Source organism: Legionella anisa (assembly GCF_001467525.1).
GTDB lineage: Bacteria > Pseudomonadota > Gammaproteobacteria > Legionellales > Legionellaceae > Legionella > Legionella anisa.
Window position 1 is genome coordinate 27,611 of record NZ_LNXS01000005.1, and the last position, 21,495, is coordinate 49,105.

Here is a 21,495-nt window from a genome sequence, read left to right on the forward strand (position 1 = left end):
TCCTGGAATTTGGAGTTCCGACGATAAAAATGCAAAAAAAGGCACTGTCGTATCGATTAGGAAGATTTATAAATAAGCTTCGTTGGCCAATTATAGGCTTATGGTTGCTTGCTATATTACTCTGCATCCCCTTTTTACCACATATTATTGATCCATTTAAAACAACTGGATTTATTGATGAAAGTTCATCAAGTGCCTACGCTGAAAATTATATGAATAAAAAATTGGGATATAACGATAAGAATAAATTTCTTATTATGTATCATAGCAATAAGCTTTTAGCGACCCAGGATCAATTTAAGAAAAAAATTAAAAAATCATTATCCGATTTAGAAGATTTTCCAATTAAACACGAAATTATTTACCCTGACGACAAACATCAAATTTCCAAGGATAAACATACCGCTTATGTAGTGCTGATCATCAAAACCAATAAACAGCTTAGTGATGACTTATTAAAACAACTTACAGAATCAATAAAAAAACCCTCACGCATGACAATGAAAATTGGCGGGGAACCGCTTTTTGTACAAAGTGTTAATAAACAGACACAAACAGACCTTTTTAAAGCGGATATGATTGCAGCCCCAGTAGCGATTATCACCTTAATTCTTGTATTTGGATCGGTAATTGCAGCTACACTCCCCATTATTTTAGGAGGCGGATGCGCCATAATTATCCTAACTACACTCTACTTTTTAGGACATCTGTTTACCCTTTCTATTTTTACTATCAACATTGCCTTATTACTCGGCCTGTGTCTTTGCTTGGATTATTCATTATTTTTTATTAGTCGATTTAGGGATGAATTAAAGAATGGATTAAATATTGAAGAAGCGATAGCAACAACACAAGAAACCGCAGGCAAAGCAATTTTTTTTAGTGGTTTAGCAGTTTTTGTGAGTCTCAGCGCATTATTTTTATTTCCGGTTAATATTCTTTTTTCAGTTGCAGTCGGTGGTTTAGCTGCCGTTTTTTTTGCGGTACTCGTATCAACTATATTTTTACCAGCAATTCTTGCCGTCTTGAAATCAAAAATTAATTTGCTATCAGTACGCTTATTTAGGAACAAAAATCATTCCAGTTGTTGGCGCTGGCTTGCAGAGCGAGTAGTTCGTCACCCCTATCTCTTTTTCTTCCCCATTCTTATTTTTTTATTAGTACTGGGTTATCCTTTGTTTTCATCAAAGTATGGTATTTCAGATTATCGCATTTTCCCAGAAAAATCAGAAAATCGAGCATTCTACGATACGTATGCAAAGAAATTTCAGATTGAACAATTAAATCCTATAATACTGGTTATTGAGTCGCCGTCTTCATCAATTTTGTCACGTCATAATCTTTCTAAAATATATAATTTAGTCCAAAAACTAAAACGCAATCCACGGGTCAAAGAGGTCAACGGCATCATCAGCAGTAAGTCGGATCTAAAAAAGGGACAGTATTACACTCTTTATCATTTAGATAAAAAACTACTCGATCCGAGCGTGAAACAATTGCTTAAAACAACGACCACCAAGCATATGGCCATCATTAATGTAATTAGCAAATATCCTGTTGATTCCGAACAAACCAAAAAACTTGTTAATGAGTTACATAAAATAAAATTAGGCTCGGGATTAAAAGTACAGGTTACTGGAGTAGCTGCGAGTAATATTGACGTGCTTTATAGCATTTATCATTATCTACCTTATGCCATACTATGGATAATGGTATTTTCTTATCTGATACTCCTCTTCTTATTGAGATCTCTATTTTTGCCATTAAAAGCAATTGTAATGACATTATTAAGCTTATGCGCTGCATATGGAGCCTTAGTTTTTATATTCCAAGAAGGATATTTCTCTGAAATTCTTAACTTCCAGCCCCAAGGAATGCTCGATATTAGTTTATTAGTCATCATATTTTGCGCTCTTTTTGGTTTTTCAATGGACTATGAAGTATTTTTATTGACCCGAATTAAAGAGGCACATCAGTTAACCAAAGATAACAACAAGAGTATTATTTTTGGTATTGAAAAGAGTAGTCGTATTATTACGAGCGCTGCACTGATTGTCATCGTGATTTGCTGTGCTTTTTTGATCGCCGATGTATTAATGGTCAAAGCATTTGGCCTTGGCATCGCAGTTGCTATTTTCGTAGATGCCTTTTTAATACGAAGCTTTTTAGTTCCCGCAACAATGGCTATCTTTAAATCTTGGGTTTGGTATCTCCCTAAATGGTTGGATAGACTCCTGCCCAAGCTGTAATCCTTCACTTAAAATTAAAGTCTGTTTACTCAATTTAAAATCACATATTCATGTCAATGCCTTTTGCAGCCAGATTAATTTTCTGATAGAGTAGCCTGAATAAAATTTCGGGTCTAAATAAAATAGAGGATGTTAAAAATGATACGAGGATTTTTTGCAGGTTTAATGTGTTTACTGAGTTTCTCTGTTTTTTCATATGGTAACCCTTGTGGTAATGCTGTTCCTACTAATGATTTAAATTTTTGTGCCTCATTTAAGGTAGTTGCAACGTGTTATTGTACTTCCTCTGGTTTACCTGCTGGTATGTGCCAAGATATGAATATGCTTTATGCTCGTATGGTAAGTGTATATGGTTCATTGGATAAAGCATGTGCGGCTCAACCCTATACTACAAAACAAGATTGTCTTGATAATTGGAATTGTTATCGCCTTGGAGGAATGGATTCTCGCGGCAGAATATGTAGTTCCACTCGTAAATCCTGTCAATAATTTTATTAAGTTATAAAAAATCAAAAAATTTGACTAAGCTGGGCTTCGGCCCAACAAAAATTCTAATGATTAAAGCAATCTTGGTAGAGTAATTATTGTGCATAATAAAAAATCAAAATTATTTTTATTCTCATTCTTATTTCTTTCTACAACGTGTTGTTTGGCAGATAATAGTAGTCTACCACAGCACCCTTTTTATGTAGGCGCAATTGGTGGTTACGGCTCAACCACCTGGAAAGGTTTAGTTCCCACTCGAGAAAATCAGAATGTTGCTCTGATGCTCTCGACACCAATAAAGGTCGAAGAAGGTGGAAGTATATGGGGTGTTTTAGCAGGATTTGAATTTACTAACTTCTTCGCAATTGAAATGAATTACACGCACTTTCCTGAAGCAAATGTTAATTTCGATCCTATAAGTTTATTCAGTTTCGATCATGATGGCTTAGAGACTTTAACATCTCAAACTGAAGTCCTAACGTTGATGGGAAAACTCATGGTTCCTATTCCTCATTCCCAGATGAAAATTTTTTCTGGTGCGGGAGTGGCAGGTGTGCATCGTAAAGATATCGTTGTTGATAATTGGCGCCCAGGACCTACTTTTAGTGTAGGAGTAAATTATAATTTTACAGAGAGAATAATGGGTGAAATTGCTGGGGCTTTTACTGCTGGCTATGGAGAATCGCAGCTTAACCCAGCAGACGCATATTATCCTTTTCTCTACTCAGTCGCTGCCCATCTGATTTTTCGTTTTTAATGCTTTTAAAAACCAAAATGCTATAGCAAGTATCAAGCAAGTAGGTTGGGTCGTTCGACCCAACAAATTCAGCTCATAAGCACTCATTATATTGATGATTTTAAAATTTCATTCACACGTCCAACATCATTGGTGTCTTTGATGTAATGGTAAAGATATTTAAATTGTTGGGTCAAAAATGACCCAACCTACTAAATTATTGCAAGAGTGAACAGTTAATCAATTTAACTACATGTGTTTGCCAATATAATATTCAGCATAGCATTTTTCCAAATTCGGTTTTAGATTCGCGTTTTCAATTCCTAATCGCTCTACCAAAGTCAAAGTATGCCGAATATGAGCTGCTTTTGCTCGAGTAACTCTGAAAGGCACTGCAACATCAGCCTTTTGAGAATCTGAACTCTCTTCGAGTAACATTTTTTTAGAAATCTCATTTACGTGTTTGCATTTCTTTTCTGCATCCGGTAGAAATTGCTTTTCTTTTACAAGACAACGCATTACATGATAATAGGTATGTATTTGTTGATAAGTCAAATCAATATGTACCGCATTATCATCATGATATATATCCATAGTTGGATTTCGAGAAAGCAAAGGATTATGCATTTGCGCAAGCTTTTCTTTTTCTATAAGTTCCTCTTGAACAGAAGAAGCTTTTGAGCTTTTTTTATCGGAAAAACCATAGAAGAATATAAGAGCACTTGCAAACAAACCTCCAGCAATGCTCAGAAAGGCAAGTGCCGGTAAGATACCGACAAAGGCCAGGCATGTACCAACAAAGATTTCCAATACGGGTATAGCAATCATCCAGTTTTTTATAAGAAAATACATCGAAGGTCGGACTGCATAAGTATACGGCAGTAAAAAAAGACTATAAACTAAGCTTCTACCCAGAGTATAAAGCCAAAAATTACGTGCTTTTCGTTTGGCATTATCCAGTTCTGCCTCAATGTAAGTAAAGATCGTATCTGCAAAACCAGCATAATTTAAAAAATGGTCACAAAAACTATTAGGTCCTTGTTTGTCTTTTGGCGGGGTTACCTGAATAATATACCAATCATCCTTCCAAATCCCAAAAGCCGAAACGGGATCATTTCCTTGTTTTTGCACAACAACTTCGGGTTTCTCAGTCAACTTGTCCCAATAATCATATCTTCTTTTAAACCAGGCATCATGAAGACCTGCCGGATTTAATGCGTCAACGCGTGAAAGTGTATACCTTCCTTTATCAATAGCGAGTAATAAGCTTAACGATCCTCCCAGGCTTACTCCACATACATGTATTTTATTTTTCTGAGCGCTTAGCCATTCATGAATTCTTTTTCGGCCCATTTGATAAAGCGATTCACCAACTGTTGTAAACCCCTTAGAATCAGTATTAATTTGAGGTAAAAAACCCTGCCCTGCAGGATAGGTTGTTCCCATAAAAATTAAATGCGACTCTGCTTTTTTATTAAAAATTGGCTCAAGTCCATAAACAAAAACACGATCTTTATCATGGATAAAATAGCTCTTCCATCCTGATCGTTCTGTTAATTCAATTGGCTTAACCTGATATTCAACTAACTCCCAATGCCCATCAATGCATTGAGGGATTTTTATGGATTCATAAGGAGTTAAATCGCTATAAGGAAGTAAAGTTAAACAATTACTCAAGTAAAGATTAACTTGCTCTTGTTGCGCGTCAGTTAATTTTTTCCCTTTTAGTTGCTCAAAAAGCTCTAAAAAACCTTGTTGGAAAGCAAAACGTAATTCTCTTAATAATTCATGATCACGTTGTACAAAAATAGCATGGGCTACTGTAGTAGTTAAAAACTCAGTCCATTGCTCCGTCCATCCCATCATTAAAAGTCGTACTGCATTGCGCGCAATAATTGGTGCCTGCTTCTCCGGATCTACGCCATCAATTGGTTCAAATTGACGTTGTGGAGAGAAATTAAGATCTATTCCACCTTGAAAAGTAGCTTTTATAGGCATAATTTTCCTCCCCAAATAATTACAGTGTGTAATTACCTTATCCCGGAGCAAAAAATTCTGGGAACGCTCGAATTCGAATGCATATGGATGGATTCAATACGAACGTTCTTAATAGTGGGAATAAGACTTATTATAGTTTTTCCTGTTGCAACGAAGTCACAATCGCCGGACGCTCTGCAGCAAGGCTCATAAATCGTTCTAAATGTTTATAAGCTGAAAGATCCATTTTAAAATAATAGGTCCATCTTAATATGACAAACAAATAAGCATCGGGCAGGGTAAAATCCTTACCCATCAGATAGGGCCCATTCGCAAGATGCTCATTAACATATTTCAATCGAGCACTAATTACGGACGTAAAAATACTTTTTGTTTCCTCATTAAGATTAGGGTGGAAAAATATGCCTACAGTTTTATGTAATTCAGTGGCAACGTAATTGAGCCATTCCAGAGTATGATATCTTCTTAAATCACCTACTGGCGACAAAAGCTTTTGCCCTGGAGTGGTATCTGCTAAATATTGCAAAATAACCTGATTTTCAGTCAGCAGATGTCCATTATCAAGATGAAGCGCAGGAACTGCCCCTTTAGGATTAATCGCTAAATAATTTTCATCTGAGTGTGTTTTTTTTGCTTTCAAATCGACTTCTTCATCTTGAAAATCAAGCCCTAACTCATTAAGAACAATACGTACAGCTAATGAACACGCTGATTTAGTGTAATAAAGCTTCATATCCACTCCTTTGATTCATAGTTAAGCTATATTTAGAAAAACTCAAAACTACTTATAATATGCTTTTTGTACGCGATTGAACACTGCTAAAAATTAGCACCCACTATCCAATGTTCCTATTTTTGATTTCGCTAGCAAGATCATCTTCCACTTCTGCAAGTAAATTCATAGTAGCCGATTGTCTTTTGATGAAAAAGAGAGAGTCCCAGAAATATTCTTTTCTTAAAACGTTTAATACGTTCTTATTATCCTTATTCTCTTTCCAGGTATGGATGCTTGCTAATAATGCATCGAGAGTTAAATCGTTTTGTGGCCCTACAATATTCAAATACAATTCTTTTAATTTCAAAAACTTATCTTGAGTATATTGAGAGTTGGTCTCGAGGAGTAGCATATTTTCCATTCGTGAGTATAACTTTATGATTATCTTTTCTTTTGTCATATCTGATTCATGAAAAGCTGCTGGAGGAGGTGGAAGGACATAAAACGGTATATTTTCACTGGGATGGCCATATTCCAATACTGTTTCATAGGGTAAATTCATTAAAAAACTCGATGAAACCAAAGAAGAAGCTGGAGCGTGTTGGACTTCTTCAATAAGAGCTATTGCTGAGTGCCTGCATGTATTACCTACATTCAACTCAATAAGATCTGTATTTAGTTTACTTACATCTACTGAGGATAATTTTTTTGCATCAGTGAGTGTCAATGTGACTTCATCCCTGCTCATTGCAAAATCCTCATCGGTTAAATCAGAATTTGGTTTATAGCATTTATATCTATCATGACCTTGCAAAGATTCTAATATTCTCACAAATTCTATGTATTGCTCATAGGAGATATCATAAGCCTGATATGTAATTGGAGCATTACCTCTTTTTTTTCGCGAAACTCCCTCATCTCTTAAAAATGCTTTACTAGCAAAAAAAAGAGCATTGCAAAGAAACTTCAGTTGGGCAGGATAAGTTGGCTCCCCATTCTCATCCACTTCAACATTGTCTGCAACTTTGCCAACGCGACAAAGTACATGACGGGCTTTATTTTGATCATATACTCCCAACATTATAAAAGAATGTCCCTTTTTTTTATTAATTGACATAAAAAAATGATCTGTTTTTTTATTAACTGTCAGGGATTCCGGTGGTTGATAGTCAGATTCAGGTGATTGATTCTCATTTGACATGCTTGTCAATAACTCAAAGTGTCGAATTGTATCACATGAATTATATGCATACTACAATGTGATAATGTTAATTTCACTGTAATTTTTTTGAAAAGCTTGGATGAAGCCTCTTCCTCCAAAAAGGAAGAAGCGAAACATAGGATCACGAAATACACTGCAATTCAGGATAATTTTTCAAAATTACTTTGTATAAATTTTGGTTTGCTTCTATGATCTTATCGCCTAATTTAGAATCCGGATTTCCTTCCCCTCCTTTACTATTTAAAGCAACCACTGTAGTAACATTATTGCAAGGTTGCCAAAAATACATTACACGAAACCCTAAAGTGCTTCCTTTATAAATCCAAAAACTTTGCTTGAGATCTGTATCATAAAGATAACCCACACCCAATCCAAACCCATAAGGATCATCTTTAGTCACTTCAGGAATTGGCTGCCCTGTTTTCATAGATACAACAGATTCTAATTCAGCTAAAATTCGCTCTCTAAAATCCGGCTTAATTAAAGTTCCACGATAGAGCAATTGCACCCAATGGACTACATCTTCGGGTGTAGCAACAATTGCACCAGCAGCAGCGGCCCAAGATAAGTCATTGGTCAGTGTATCAATTAATTTATTTTTTTCCTCATCATATAAATATCCATGTACCCTCCGATCTTCAATCGCTTTTCCTACAGATTGACCATCGGGTCCGGCAAGATAAAATGAATTATGCAATCCATTTTTTGAATTAATAATTCGCAATTTTAATTGGTTAACAAAAGTATCATTGGTAATTTTTTCTATTACCAATGCAGCAAGAATATAATTGGAATTAGAATATTCAAAAAGATTTCCTTTTTTCTTTTTAAGCGGCTTTTCAGGATGAGCGTATTTAAGCAGCTCCTCATCGGTCCAAACTTTATCTAAATGTGACTCCATCTCTTTGGAAAACTCATCATCTTCAGAATAATTCGGTATACCACTTGTCATATTCAATAATTGTCTTAAAGTGACATTTTTCCAATTAGGATATTGTGGCAACCATTTACCCAAAGGATCGTCTAAAGTCAATTTATCTTCAGTCTGCAATTGCAAAAGAATTAAGGCAGTAAAGGATTTGGTAATACTGCCAATATCAAATAAATTATTTGGGGTAATGGGTTGGGATAAAGGAGGATACCCCATAGTGCCGTGCACAACCGTTTTGACTTCTTTTTTATCATTCACTTGATTCTGAGGAATCAGGACGGAAGCAGCAATCGCAGTAAATTTTTCTTTTTTACTGTACTTTTTATAATAGGCATCGATCTCTTTTTGCAATTGATTCGTGAGTTCAGAAGAAATATCAGAACCGGCATAAAGTATTGGTGAAGCCAAAAAAACGCTTAAGGCTAATCCAAAGAATTGTGATTTTAATTTCATAAGTATCATCCTTTGTTTCATAAAAAATATTTTGTCGGTTCAACAGTACATGATATAGCCCCCCTAAGTTCTATACATCGTTGCAAGCTCGTTCGGCTCAGTCATGTATTTGAGCACACTCCTTCACCTCACTTTACTTGCGCGCCTTGTCTAGAACCTGGCGGATGACGCAATACTTTTCTAACATACAGAGTCTGCAGGTCACATATACATCAACCTGCAGCCTTGAGGGTAGTACTTATCAATTACTTGCTTGAGCCCTGATTTTCAATTGCTCCAAGGCATTTTGAAGGCGAGTTAACACCCGTTCTCTTCCCAATAAAGTCAATGTCATATCGATAGACGGCGACATACTAGAACCTGTTACAGCTACTCGTAACGGTTGTGCTATTTTTCCCATATTAATATCAAATTGTGCACTGACATCATTAATGCATTCTTGTAAATGATCTTTTTCCCAGGATTTTACCGTTTGCAAACATTCATAAAGCGCAGTCAATGGCTCTAAAATAACGGGGCGCAGATGTTTTTTTACTGCAGCTTCATCGTACTCAATCGAATCAGTAAAAAAGTACAGACTCATTTGACACATTTCAGTCAAAGTTTTACATCGCTCAGCTTGAATGGCAACTAAATCAGTTAATTTTGGTCCTTTAGAGATATCAATACCAGCCTCTTCAAAGTGCCAACGCAAAGACTCAGCCACCGCCTCGACTGGATCATTTTTTTGATAATGTTGATTTAACCAATACAATTTTTCATAGTTAAAACTTGAAACGCCTCGACTTACATTCTTTAAATCAAAGCATTCAATCATCTCACTGATGCTAAAGATCTCTTGGTCACCATAAGACCAGCCTAAGCGTACTAAATAATTTAGCAAAGCGTGCGGCAAAACACCTAACTCTTTAAATTGCAACACACTCACTGCACCGTGTCTTTTTGACAAGCGTTTACCGTCTTCTCCTAAGATCATAGGTAAATGAGCAAATATTGGAATAGGGGCTTTAAGTGCCTGAAACAGATTAATTTGTCTTGGTGTATTATTAATGTGATCATCACCACGAATTACATGAGTAATTTTCATATCCATGTCATCGATAACCACAGCAAAATTATAGGTTGGATGACCATCAGAGCGTACCAGAATCAAATCATCCAACTCGCTATTTGCCACATGGATTTCCCCATATACTTCATCGTGAAACGTTACAGTTCCTTGTTCAGGATTCTTAAAACGAATTACAAAAGGCTTATCGGATAAAGGCAGATTTTTATCGCGACAGTAACCATCATACCGAGGTTTTTCTTTAGCAGCTAATTGTTCTGTGCGCAAAGCCTCCAGACGTTCTTTACTGCATTCACAACGATAAGCCTTACCCTCATCTAGAAATTGCTGTGCCACTTGCTTGTAGCGCTCGTAACGCTCGGTTTGATAAAATGGACCTTCATCATAATCCATGCCTAGCCAAGCCATGCCATCCAGAATAGCTCGTACCGATTCTTGAGTTGAGCGCTCCTGATCAGTGTCCTCTATGCGCAAAATAAATTCACCCTGATGGCGCTTTGCATAAAGCCATGAAAATAAAGCCGTTCTTACTCCACCTACATGTAAAAATCCAGTTGGGCTTGGTGCAAATCGGGTTCTAACTGTCATAATCTCTTCCACATTGTAAGGAATAAAATAATCGGGCTATAATAACTGACTTTCCAGCCTGGGTGAAGCAAGACATTTGAATATTTAGACTTCTTCAGAAACTCGCTACAGAAAGCGAAATGCGATGAGATGCGGAGCGCTGAACTGAGGTGCACACACAGTCACATGAGGATTCGAGCACCGGAGCGACGATTTAATTCTCCTTTAGAATAGAGTTTCCGGAGACGTCTATTGTACAAATCATAGCAGGTTACACAGCGCTGCACACAGGCTAAAATAAAAATATTACCCGAACTACTTGGTGAGTTATTTTGAAAAGCATTGGTATTAAGTATCAACTGAGAATTACTACCCTAATCCCAGCCTTTTTAGTCGCCCTGCTTCTCGCTATTTTTTATAATGGACTATTCGGCAATGACCTAAAACAACATATGTCGCGTTTGGGGGAAGCCTATATCCGTCAATTGCTTCCTGCAGCTCAATACGCCATGCTCCGACGCGATGATCGTACTTTACAAGGATTAATCAATGCTTCTACAATTAACCCAGAAGTAATAGCTCTTGCCTTTTACAGTAGTGATGGACAATTACTAGCATATCGTGGTGGGAAACACTCGCTGAATAAACCATTTAATCCACCTAAATTTACAGGGGATTACATTGAAAGTAAGCAAATTAATCCGTTCACTATTAATTTCATCGCACCAGTTACTATTCCTAAATTTAATCTTTACTCCAATTCATCCTTTAAGAACCTACTAAGTCCCATGGCTACTCGTGCAGATGATATTTTAGGTTGGTTATCCATAGATATTGATACGCGATCTATGATCATAAAGCGCTATCAAATGCTCATAGTAACGATTTTTATTACTCTATTTGGCTTGCTTATGGGATTAACCATCCACTATTTTCTCTCTAAGCGGATTTATTTACCCATTTCTCGTTTACGTAGAAGTATGAAACAAATTTTGCGAAATGAATTCGAAACGGAAATAAAAACAACAAGCCCAGGTGAACTAGGTATTATTGAACAAGGTTGTGCCCATTTACAAAAAAAACACCTCGAAACAGTTCGTGATTTGAATCAGCATATTGAAGTTGCCACAGAGGATTTGCAGCAAAGTCTTGAGCTGTTAGAAGAAAAAAATATCGAGCTTTCACTCGAGAAGAAAAAAATAGAAGAAAAAAGTCGACAAAAATCAGAATTTATTGCCAATATGAGCCATGAAATCCGTACACCAATGAACGGAGTAATTGGCTTTACTAATGTTTTACTGGAAAGCAAACTTGATCCATTGCAATTGGATTATGTAAAAACGATAAAAACATCAGCTCAAGATTTATTAGGAATAATTAACGACATTCTCGATTTTTCCAAAATCGATGCTGGAAAACTTCACCTAGATTGCATCCCATTAAATATTCGTCATTGCATTGATGAAGTTCTTACACTCGCCGCACCGAATGCACATAAAAAAGGAATTGATTTAATCCCCATAACCGATATTAATGTGCCCAAAATTATCTTGGGAGATCCCTTCAGAATAAAACAATTTATCACCAACTTGGTGACCAACGCCGTTAAATTTACAGATCATGGTTATGTGTTGGTTCGCACCAAAGTAGAACAGGAAACAGATAAAGATTACACTTTATGCATCACAATTACTGATACCGGTTTGGGTATTTCTCCCGAAGATCAAAGTAAATTGTTTACAGCATTTAACCAAGCGGATACAAGCATTACGCGACGTTATGGTGGTTCAGGCCTCGGTTTAGTTATTTGCAAAAAACTCTGTGAAGAAATGCATGTTCGGATTACATTTACAAGTGAACTCAATAAAGGCTCTAGCTTTACTGCTCATGTCAAAGTCGAAAAGCTGGTTGCTTATGAAATAGAAAAAAACCAAATACACCCCTTCGCCCATTTCAAGATGCTGTGCTTTGACGATAATTCACTGCACCTGGAAGCTCTGTGTAATGGTTTAGGTTATTGGGGAATACAATGCGTCCCTGTAAATTCGTTGAATCACCTTGAAAAAGCCCTAGAGAACAACAAAGACTGTAAAATTGCTTTTCTCAATATTAATAAGGGCTACGAGCAAAAAATCGCTAAAATTATCTCAGAACATAATTATTTTCCTTATGTATTGATTTCCAAATGGCTTATTAATGATTACACCGCGATTGGTGGTCAAGGCTTTTTATATAAACCCATTAGTATTCAAAAACTCCAAGACGTTATTGAATCACTTACTAGTCTGGAAAATATTGAAAAACCAGTCAATCATGAATTGGATAGCTTAAGGGAGCAATTACGTTTTATGCATCCAGATTTGCTTATTGCCGAAGACAACCCCATTAATAAAATGCTTCTGAACTCTTTATTAGGTACTCATGCAAACATGACCTCAGTTGATGATGGGGAGATGGCTGTATCTGCGTGCAATGACAAGAAATATGACTTGATTTTACTTGACTTACAAATGCCGAAAATAAATGGCTTAGAAGCAGCTCGACTCATTCGTCAAAAATCGCAACTGAACCGTCATACCCCCATAGTTTTAATTAGTGCGAATGGCAGTGATGTAAATAGTATTGATCTGAAAAAAGCAGGTGTGGACTATTGCTTACAAAAGCCTATAGATGAAAAACAATTACTTACACAAATTCTTCGTATTACAGATAAAGCAAAACATGCTGCAATCGATTGGCAATTATGCATACAAAAAGTATCGGGAAATCAAGCGCTTGCAGAAGAATTTCTTGCACGATTTGTCGAAGAGCTCCATAAAAATCGGGAAGAATTCATTCAATTAATGCACGACAAAAACATTAAAAAATTAGGAGAAGCAGCACATAAACTTCATGGGGCATGTTGTTTTTCCGGTGTACCCACGTTACAGAAAAAAGTAGTCCATGTAGAAAAACTGGCTGTAAATGCTGCTTCAATTGAAGAATTAGCCACCCCTTTTGCAGAGTTAATTCAAAGTATTGATGCAGTAATTAATGAGTACGAAAATCAGAAAATAAGAATTAACTAGGGGTTGTTTATATTTCACTAGCTTGAGCAAAATGGCCTGATTTTCGAGTGCCAAAACCCAGCACATACACCATGTGAGCATCGGAATGCAGAAAAGCAGGATGGTTTGGCCAAGATAGTAGAAATGGCAACAGTCTCTACTCCTATTCTTTGCAAAAAATGATGAAGAAGAGCAGTAACCTAACCAGGAGAAAGAATGACTATAAAAAATGCAATATATGCTCAATCAGGTGGTGTAACCGCTGTAATTAATGCTTCAGCTTGTGCTGTGATTCAAACCGCCAAGTTATATCCGCAACACATTGGTAAAGTATATGCCGCCAAGAATGGAATTATTGGCGCTTTAAATGAAGAACTTATTGATACTTCGCTTGAAAGTGATGCAGATATTGCCAAATTACTGCAAACTCCTTCCGGAGCCTTTGGTTCATGCCGGTACAAACTCAAAAATGATGATGATGAATATGAGCGTCTAATTGAGGTGTTTAAAGCACATAATATAGGTTATTTTTTCTATAATGGCGGTGGTGACTCTCAAGATACGGCACATAAAGTATCGCAATTAGGTGCCAAAATGGGTTACCCAATTACATGTATTGGAATACCCAAAACAGTAGATAATGATCTGCCCTTTACGGATGCCTGCCCAGGATTCGGTTCAGTGGCTAAATATATCGCTATTTCCACCAAAGAAGCAGGTTTTGATGTTGCTTCAATGGCTGCATCATCGACAAAAGTCTTTATCCTTGAAGTAATGGGACGCCATGCTGGGTGGATTGCTGCTGCAAGCGGCCTAGCCAGTCAACAACCGGATGAACCACCCCATATTATTTTATTCCCTGAAGTTCCTTTTCAACAAACAAAGTTTCTGAGCAAAGTTGATGAATGCGTTAAAACTTATGGTTATTGCGTTGTTGTGGTTTCAGAAGGTATTCGCACTACAGAAGGTAAATTTTTAAGTGAAGCGGGAATTCGTGATGCATTTGGTCATGCCCAATTAGGTGGTGTTGCACCAATTATTGCGCAGTTAATCAAAACTGAATTGAATTATAAATACCATTGGGCAGTTGCAGATTATTTACAACGTGCCGCTCGCCATATCGCATCAAGAGTAGATTTGGATCAAGCTTATGCTTTGGGTAAGGCAGCGGTAGAATATGCCATAAAAGGTCATAATGCCATCATGCCTATTATCATTCGCGAGCAAGATGAACCTTATCAATGGTCTATTGGACATGTCCCATTAGCCGATGTTGCCAATCAGGAAAAGGCGATGCCTGCGGAATACATTTCTGCGGATGGAATGGGTATTACTGCTGCCTGTAAGCAGTATTTATTACCCCTGATTCAAGGTGAAGCTTACCCTGATTACATGAATGGATTGCCTGATTATGTTCGTTTAAAAAATCAACTTGTACCTAAAGTGCTTAAATAGTCATAACTGTGGCTGGGTGAAACTTAGCTTTGTAGCCTGGGTGTAGCGCAGCGGAAACCGGAGATTCTTGATATGAATAAAACCTCTTAATCCCGGGTTCCGCTGCGCTGCACCCAGGCTTGTATCTAGAGTTTCTTCAAACAGTTCCATTGTGATAAAAGAAATCATACCTTTTGAAAAGAATAAAAAATTTGTCTGATTAAATAATCAGGTTAGTCCGTTTTATACGTTAGGCAACCCTTCTATTCATCTGCTACAATAATATAAGGGAAAGAGAGAGAGGACCTCAGGACTTCCTTTTTTTACCATGGCAGGCTGTATCGTTGTTTTAGCCGAATTTAAGTTTTAACTTTTTGATAAAGGATATTCTATTTGTCTATATGTCGTGGTACCAAATTATTAGGAGCAGATAATGAAACAAAAAGGTTTTACTTTAATTGAATTAATGATAGTGGTAGCAATAGTTGGTATTCTTGCCGCAATTGCTATCCCGGCATATCAGGATTACGTCGTCAGAGCCCGCGTTACAGAAGGGTTAAGTGTTGCTTCTTCTGCAAAGACAACTGTCTCTGAAAATGCAACAACAGGTAATGCAGACTTAAGTCAGGGCTGGAGTTTTGCAAACCCTACTGCTAATGTGCAAAGTGTTGTTGTTACTGCCGCTACGGGTGTAATCACAATTACTTATACAGCACTTGCACAAAACGTAGTTATTACTTTAACGCCACAAGCTAACGGGGCTGCCCTTGTTGCTGGAACACCACCAACTGCGCCAATTACCTGGGCTTGTGCTGTAAATAATGCTGGTAACAACCGATACGTACCTGCCAACTGCAGAATATAATTATATCTCTCTTAAAAGCCGCTTCAAGGGCGGCTTTTTTATTATGAATTTTAAATTAATAAGAGTTTAGTATGTCACGTAAAACACGTATTGAAGAATTAATAAATCAGGAATTAGATCCTGCATTTTTAAATGTTGAGGATGAATCATCTAATCATCATGTACCTGAAGGTGCACAAACACATTTTAAAATTACTTTGGTCTCTTCGCGATTTATTGGTCTATCGCGAATTGCACGACATCGATTGTTAAATCAGCTGCTTAAAGAAGAGTTTGAACTGGGATTACATGCCTTAAGCATGCATTTATTTACTCCAGACGAGTGGGAAAATCGAAGCAAAGCTGTTTTGCAATCTCCTGTTTGTAAAGGGGGATTTAATAAAGAAAAAAGAGAGACATAACTTTGTATAAGTAGGATCAATCTGATTATCAATTAAGAATAGAAATTTTTCTTTACGAATCCGAAACAAATAAATCAATCATGATTTACATGACACAATACCTCTTTTGGAAAATTCAGTAACACCATAATTGTAAACGATTATTAGCAGATTTTTAGCGATTAAATAGCACTGGGGATAATCCTGAACCCATCAAAATCAGTCATAACCAATGCAGTAAAAAATGCGTTAGCACATTTAAGCTGAATACATAATTCGTGTTTCTCAGTAATTTTTTTACATAAACGCAACAAAGTTAACACTTTGTGATAAAATAAACAGTAACGTCCATCGCCAACTTCCTATATAATGCCTGGCATTTTTAATAAGTCTATTTAATTAATGAACAATTGGTCTTCTGAAAAAATATCCGTACTTGCCTTAGTTTTATTGATTACAGGTGCAATTGACAGCATTAGGAATTTACCGGGAACCGCTCTATTCGGCTCTTCATTAGTTTTTTTCTTTATCTTTTCCGCAATTGTTTTTTTAATTCCTGTAGCTTTAGTATCGGCAGAATTATCGTCCACCTGGTCTGACGAGGAAGGTGGAATTTATAGTTGGGTCAAACATGCGTATGGCGAAAATTTAGCCTTCTTTACGATTTGGCTACAATGGATCAATACCTTGGTCTGGTATCCAACTATTTTATCCTTTATTGCCGGAGTATTAGCTTATTTAATTAACCCAGAACTTGCTCAAAATAAGTATTATTTGATTACAGTAATTCTCGTTATCTTTTGGTCATTAACCCTAATCGCTTTATCAGGTTTACGTGCCTCTGCCCATTTTGCAGGTCTTTGCGCCATATTAGGAATGATACTTCCTATGGGATTTATTATTATTCTTGCACTGATTTGGGTCATTAAAGGAAACCCTATAGCAATAGATTTGAGCATGTCGCATTTACTGCCACACTGGAAAGACAGCCAATCCTGGGTATCGCTCACTGCCATTATGACTTCGTTTCTAGGCATGGAGCTCGCAGCAGTACATGTCCGTAATGTACATAACCCGCAAGTCAATTTTCCTCGGGCTATGTTTTTTTCAGTGCTGCTTATTTTAACCACAATGATTTTTGGTTCTTTGGCTATTGCTTTTGTTCTACCAAAAGAAAAAATCAGTCTAATTGACGGAGTACTCCAAGCCTTTAATAACTTTTTCCACGCATACAACCTGGAATGGCTCTTACCTTTACTTATCGCATTACTCCTGTTAGGAAGTTTAGGCAGCATGATTAATTGGATTATCTCACCCGCAAAAGGCTTGCTCATGGCCGCCAACCATAACTTCTTACCAAAGTACATGAGCCAGTTGAACAAGCGTGGCGTTGCTTCGCGAATTTTAATCACCCAAGCAATTTTGGTTACTTTTTTGTGTAGTGGTTTTCTCTTGTTTCCAAGTGTTAATGCCATATATTGGTTATTTACAGCTTTAAGTACAGAACTCTATATCATGATGTATGTTTTGATGTTTATTGCAGCCTGGAAATTAAAAGGAAAATATGCGCATCTTAAGAGACCTTTTGCGATACCAGGGAAAAAAACCGGCTACTATATAACCTGTATTTTAGGCCTATTCGGATGCACTATGACTTTAATTGTAGGCTTCATCCCACCTGTTGAATTTATGAATTTTGGCAGCGCCGCGCATTTTCGTCTGGTTTTCTCTATAGGAATTGTAATCATGATGATCCCTGCATTTTTACTGTATTGGCGTAAAAAATACATTACAAAATCATAACGTGTAGCCTGGGTGCAGCACAGCAGAGCCCGGGATTTTGGATGCGAATAAAACGTTCAAACCCGGGTTTCGCTACGCTGTACCCAGGCTACAATGTTACAACTTATCCTTTTCCTCCAATGAAATCACTCGAGCCTCATGTTCCAACATCACAGGAATATCATCCTGAATAGGAAATGCCAACCGGTCAAATTTACAAATCAGTTCTTGTTTTTTTATCAATAACTTCCCTTTACATAAAGGACATACCAATATTTCCAATAGTTTTTTATCCACAAAATTCTCCTATGATCCTAAGTCACTTTATTTCGTACATATACAGGTTGTGCTTCAGCTGCTTCAATAGGCTTTTGCGCAGAAAACTGAGCAAACTCAATCATAGCCGCTGCAGAAGGATATGCTGTTAATTTATCACTTATTTGTGATTTAACTTCTGGAGTAAAATCATTCCAATATGAGTCTATCCCTACTCCTGCAAGAATTACTGATTGCTCTTCAGGAAGGCTGAGTTTATGTACTGGAGTAACATGTTCCTCTGCTGTCCATTGATTCTCAGCAAAATAAGCCCAATACATCTCATGCATCCGCGCATCCAATACGGCTAATACAGGTGGGTTTTTCCTCTGCATCTGCTGACGAACTGACCAAGCAATAGCAACAAGGCTACTTACCGGAATTAAAGCCAAATCATTGGCATAGGCAAGACCTTTTGCAATACTGCATGCAATTCGCAATCCAGTAAAACTACCTGGTCCGCGACCAAATACTATGGCATCCAGCTGACTCATTTGTAAATCAGCATTTGCCATCAGCTTTTCAATCATAGGTAAAATAAATTGTGCATGTGTTTTTTGATTACTTTGTTCCTCACAAAGTAACTCTTCTCCAGTAAGCAAAGCCAAACTGGCTATTTCTGTAGATGTATCAATCGCTAACAGGTTCATAATCCAGCTCTAATTCTCTAATAAATTGAAGCACTTTGTGCTCATCACGAGTTTTCGGTAACTGAGGCAAGCTGGCTAAGATACGTCCACCATAATCTCTGCTGGTTAGACGGGGATCGGCAATCATTAAAACACCTTTATCCGTGTTATCCCGAATTAAACGCCCTACTCCTTGCTTTAAAGAAATCACTGCCCCAGGTAAAGATAACTCATCAAAACCCGATAAACCTTTTTCTTTTAAATAAGCCATTCTACCGCGAATTACGGGGTCAACAGGACTGGAAAAAGGCAATTTATCAATAATAACACAAGAAAGAGCTTCCCCTTTAACATCCACCCCTTCCCAAAAAGTTGCAGTTCCCAATAAAACAGCATTACCTAATTGCCTAAAACGCTCAAGTAAAATAGGTTTTGCCTCGGTTCCCTGAATCAATAAAGGATAGTTTAAAATACTGCCCATCATTTGAGCAACTTGTTTTAGCGCTTTATGGCTAGTAAATAGAAAAAAGCAACGCCCACCTAAAGCTTCAATTAAAGGAATAGCTCGAGATACTAATAACTCATAATAAGTAGAATCTTTGGGATCAGGTAAACCTCTAGGGAGATACAGTAATGCTTGTTGTCGATAATCAAAAGGACTGGGCAATAATAAAGTTTTTGCCTCATACAATCCTAATGGCTTACAAAAACAATCAAAAGAGTCTGCAATAGTTAAGGTTGCAGAAGTAAAAACATAAGTACACTCCTGGCGATTGAGTAAACCACTGAACGTTTCAGCTACATCATACGGAGTAACATGAAAAACTAAAGTATGTTTAAAGCGTTCTAGCCAACGTATTTTATGATTACTTTCCTGAGTAAATAACAATAAAACTCTGGCAAACTCCATCAATCGTTCTTTGCAGCGCGCAAGTCCAGGAAATTCAGCAAGCGATAATTCGCTGAAACACGCCATGACTTCGTCTTTTAATGTCAACCAATCAACCCAAACACGCATAAAGGATTTGTTATGCTTTATTTCTTCCCAGCTAAATCGGTCATCCACTTCAGGCAAACTACTTAATAGCTCATCCATTAACTTGTCTGCTTTATGGCTTAAAGCTTTTAAAGGTTGATTTGCAAGGTCTACAGCAGGCCATTCTTTAATGAGATCATCCAATAAATCACGAAATTGACGCGTTCCAATTCGCTCACCATTAAAATGAGTTGCAGTTTCAGCAAGTTGATGCGCCTCATCAAAAATAACCACGTCAACACCAGGTAATAACTCTCCAAATCCCTCTTCTTTCAACCGTGAATCAGCGAAAAATAGATGATGATTAATGACGACTACATCCGCATCTAACGCACGTTTGCGTGCCTTGAGTAGAAAGCATGTTTCATGATCAGGACATTCAATACCTAAGCAATTATCTATTGTTGATGTAACATAAGGCCAAACCGGAGAGTCTTCATTAAGTTCAGGCAACTCCGACCGATCGCCATTTTTCATTTGTGATAATTTACTGCGCACATGGGCCACTTCATGAGCACATTGTGGGCTTTGAAATTGCCCTTCTTCAGAATGTAATGCAACACGATATTGACAAATATAGTTAGATCTTCCTTTAAGATTTTGTATGCGTGCAGATAATCCTAAAGCTCTGACTAAAGTAGGCAAGTCTTTTTGATACAGTTGATCTTGTAACGTTTTGGTTGCTGTAGAAATCAGTGTTTTTTTTCCACTTAACAAACAAGGAAGTAAATAGGCAAAAGTCTTGCCTGTCCCTGTACCTGCTTCGGCGATTAAAATTGATTTTTCCTCGATTGCTTCACCAATCGCCACGGCCAAATCGGACTGTGGCTTTCGTGCTACAAATCCAGGAATGGCAGTGGAAAGCCGCCCTTTCTCACCAAGGATTCGCTGACATGATTCAGCGAGTGACGTGATTTCTACCACTCTTTTTCTAAATATTGAAGTTTATCCTTAACCTCTTCCCAATCTTTGGCATCAGGCGGAGCATCTTTTTTTGCAGTGATATTGGGCCATGTTTTAGCAAGCTCAGCATTTAACTCTTTAAACTGCTGCTGCCCAGAAGTCAAATCATCTTCAGAAACAATTGCATTGACGGGACACTCCGGCTCACACAATGCGCAATCGATGCATTCCTCAGGGTGAATCACCAGAAAATTCGGCCCTTCATAAAAACAATCAACAGGACATACTTCAACACAATCAGTGTACTTACACTTAATACAACTTTCTGTTACTACAAAAGTCATGATAAACCTTTCTTACGCTGGAAATAGTAAATATTAAATCATAAAACAGACCACTTAAGATAGTAGTTTTCATAGTAATTACATCATCTACAAGCGGTCTTCTCAAATCAAAACGGCTTCGTGAGCTTTGCTAAAAAAAGCAAATAATTTGAACAGTGCAATGATTCACTTTTTATTCAAAGACACTTCTTGAAAGATACATGGGCCTATGTTTTAATTTTACGCAATCTTTAATATTACTGATGCTAATGGTGTTTAAAATCTCACTCCTGATTTTGCTTCCCAAACTTAAGGAAATGAAATCTCAGTAGTGAAATAATTGTCAACTTTTAAA

17 protein-coding genes are annotated in these 21,495 nt (G+C 37.2%); 8 read left to right on the top strand and 9 right to left on the bottom strand.

Features of this window, described 5'->3' with window-relative positions:
- The first annotated feature begins 29 nt into the window (after positions 1–29).
- The 3 genes from Lani_RS02610 to Lani_RS02620 all read left to right on the top strand — a co-directional run bounded on the left by Lani_RS02610 (position 30) and on the right by Lani_RS02620 (position 3,492).
- Positions 30–2,249, top strand: a complete 2,220-nt coding sequence (locus Lani_RS02610) for an MMPL family transporter (RefSeq protein WP_019231992.1) — start codon at positions 30–32, stop codon at positions 2,247–2,249.
- A 138-nt stretch (positions 2,250–2,387) separates the two neighbouring features.
- On the top strand, positions 2,388–2,738 hold the full coding sequence (locus Lani_RS02615; protein ID WP_019231991.1) for a hypothetical protein: 351 nt from the start codon (positions 2,388–2,390) through the stop codon (positions 2,736–2,738).
- A 97-nt stretch (positions 2,739–2,835) separates the two neighbouring features.
- Positions 2,836–3,492 carry a hypothetical protein gene (locus Lani_RS02620; protein WP_019231990.1) on the top strand — a complete coding sequence of 219 codons (657 nt, stop codon included), beginning with the start codon at positions 2,836–2,838 and terminating at the stop codon, positions 3,490–3,492.
- A 228-nt stretch (positions 3,493–3,720) separates the two neighbouring features.
- Here Lani_RS02620 and Lani_RS02625 read toward each other — a convergent pair whose 3' ends face one another.
- From Lani_RS02625 to gltX, 5 genes are all read right to left on the bottom strand, one after another.
- Positions 3,721–5,469 carry a hypothetical protein gene (locus Lani_RS02625; protein WP_019231989.1) on the bottom strand — a complete coding sequence of 583 codons (1,749 nt, stop codon included), beginning with the start codon at positions 5,467–5,469 and terminating at the stop codon, positions 3,721–3,723.
- Between the two features lie 130 nt (positions 5,470–5,599).
- Positions 5,600–6,202 carry a glutathione transferase GstA gene (gene gstA / locus Lani_RS02630; protein WP_019231988.1) on the bottom strand — a complete coding sequence of 201 codons (603 nt, stop codon included), beginning with the start codon at positions 6,200–6,202 and terminating at the stop codon, positions 5,600–5,602.
- Between the two features lie 103 nt (positions 6,203–6,305).
- A complete protein-coding gene (locus Lani_RS02635) occupies positions 6,306–7,385 on the bottom strand; it encodes a hypothetical protein (RefSeq protein ID WP_019231987.1) in 1,080 nt (359 codons plus the stop codon).
- 142 nt (positions 7,386–7,527) lie between these two features.
- Positions 7,528–8,790 (bottom strand): serine hydrolase domain-containing protein, encoded by a 1,263-nt coding sequence (locus Lani_RS02640; RefSeq protein WP_019231986.1) that lies wholly within the window; start codon positions 8,788–8,790, stop codon positions 7,528–7,530.
- A gap of 241 nt (positions 8,791–9,031) precedes the next feature.
- Entirely contained in the window at positions 9,032–10,447 is a 1,416-nt protein-coding gene (gltX, locus tag Lani_RS02645) for a glutamate--tRNA ligase (RefSeq protein ID WP_019231985.1), read from the bottom strand.
- Positions 10,448–10,755: 308 nt separating this feature from the next.
- On the opposite strand from gltX, the gene letS reads away from it, so the two are divergent.
- The 5 genes from letS to Lani_RS02670 all read left to right on the top strand — a co-directional run bounded on the left by letS (position 10,756) and on the right by Lani_RS02670 (position 17,955).
- On the top strand, positions 10,756–13,494 hold the full coding sequence (letS, locus tag Lani_RS02650) for a two-component system sensor histidine kinase LetS (RefSeq protein ID WP_156415157.1): 2,739 nt from the start codon (positions 10,756–10,758) through the stop codon (positions 13,492–13,494).
- A 195-nt stretch (positions 13,495–13,689) separates the two neighbouring features.
- Complete coding sequence (locus Lani_RS02655; protein ID WP_019231983.1) at positions 13,690–14,928, top strand: 6-phosphofructokinase; 1,239 nt, start codon at positions 13,690–13,692, stop codon at positions 14,926–14,928.
- Positions 14,929–15,340: 412 nt separating this feature from the next.
- Positions 15,341–15,772, top strand: a complete 432-nt coding sequence (locus Lani_RS02660) for a pilin (RefSeq protein WP_019231982.1) — start codon at positions 15,341–15,343, stop codon at positions 15,770–15,772.
- A gap of 71 nt (positions 15,773–15,843) precedes the next feature.
- Positions 15,844–16,173 (top strand): BolA family protein, encoded by a 330-nt coding sequence (locus tag Lani_RS02665; RefSeq protein WP_019231981.1) that lies wholly within the window; start codon positions 15,844–15,846, stop codon positions 16,171–16,173.
- A gap of 381 nt (positions 16,174–16,554) precedes the next feature.
- The gene (locus tag Lani_RS02670; protein WP_019231980.1) at positions 16,555–17,955 is read left to right on the top strand and encodes an APC family permease; all 1,401 of its coding nucleotides are present in this window, start codon (positions 16,555–16,557) and stop codon (positions 17,953–17,955) included.
- Between the two features lie 96 nt (positions 17,956–18,051).
- Here the strand turns inward: Lani_RS02670 and Lani_RS02675 are convergent, their stop codons facing one another.
- The 4 genes from Lani_RS02675 to fdxA are packed head-to-tail and all read right to left on the bottom strand — an operon-like array spanning position 18,052 to position 21,161.
- Positions 18,052–18,231: a Trm112 family protein gene (locus tag Lani_RS02675; protein WP_019231979.1), complete on the bottom strand. Its 180-nt coding sequence runs from the start codon at positions 18,229–18,231 to the stop codon at positions 18,052–18,054.
- A gap of 17 nt (positions 18,232–18,248) precedes the next feature.
- On the bottom strand, positions 18,249–18,899 hold the full coding sequence (tsaB, locus tag Lani_RS02680; protein ID WP_019231978.1) for a tRNA (adenosine(37)-N6)-threonylcarbamoyltransferase complex dimerization subunit type 1 TsaB: 651 nt from the start codon (positions 18,897–18,899) through the stop codon (positions 18,249–18,251).
- A complete protein-coding gene (locus tag Lani_RS02685) occupies positions 18,880–20,838 on the bottom strand; it encodes a DNA repair helicase YoaA (RefSeq protein ID WP_019231977.1) in 1,959 nt (652 codons plus the stop codon). The genes tsaB and Lani_RS02685 overlap by 20 nt, the downstream gene beginning before the upstream one ends.
- The gene (fdxA, locus tag Lani_RS02690) at positions 20,832–21,161 is read right to left on the bottom strand and encodes a ferredoxin FdxA (protein ID WP_019231976.1); all 330 of its coding nucleotides are present in this window, start codon (positions 21,159–21,161) and stop codon (positions 20,832–20,834) included. Before fdxA ends, Lani_RS02685 begins: the two co-directional genes overlap by 7 nt.
- Between the last annotated feature and the right edge of the window lie 334 nt (positions 21,162–21,495).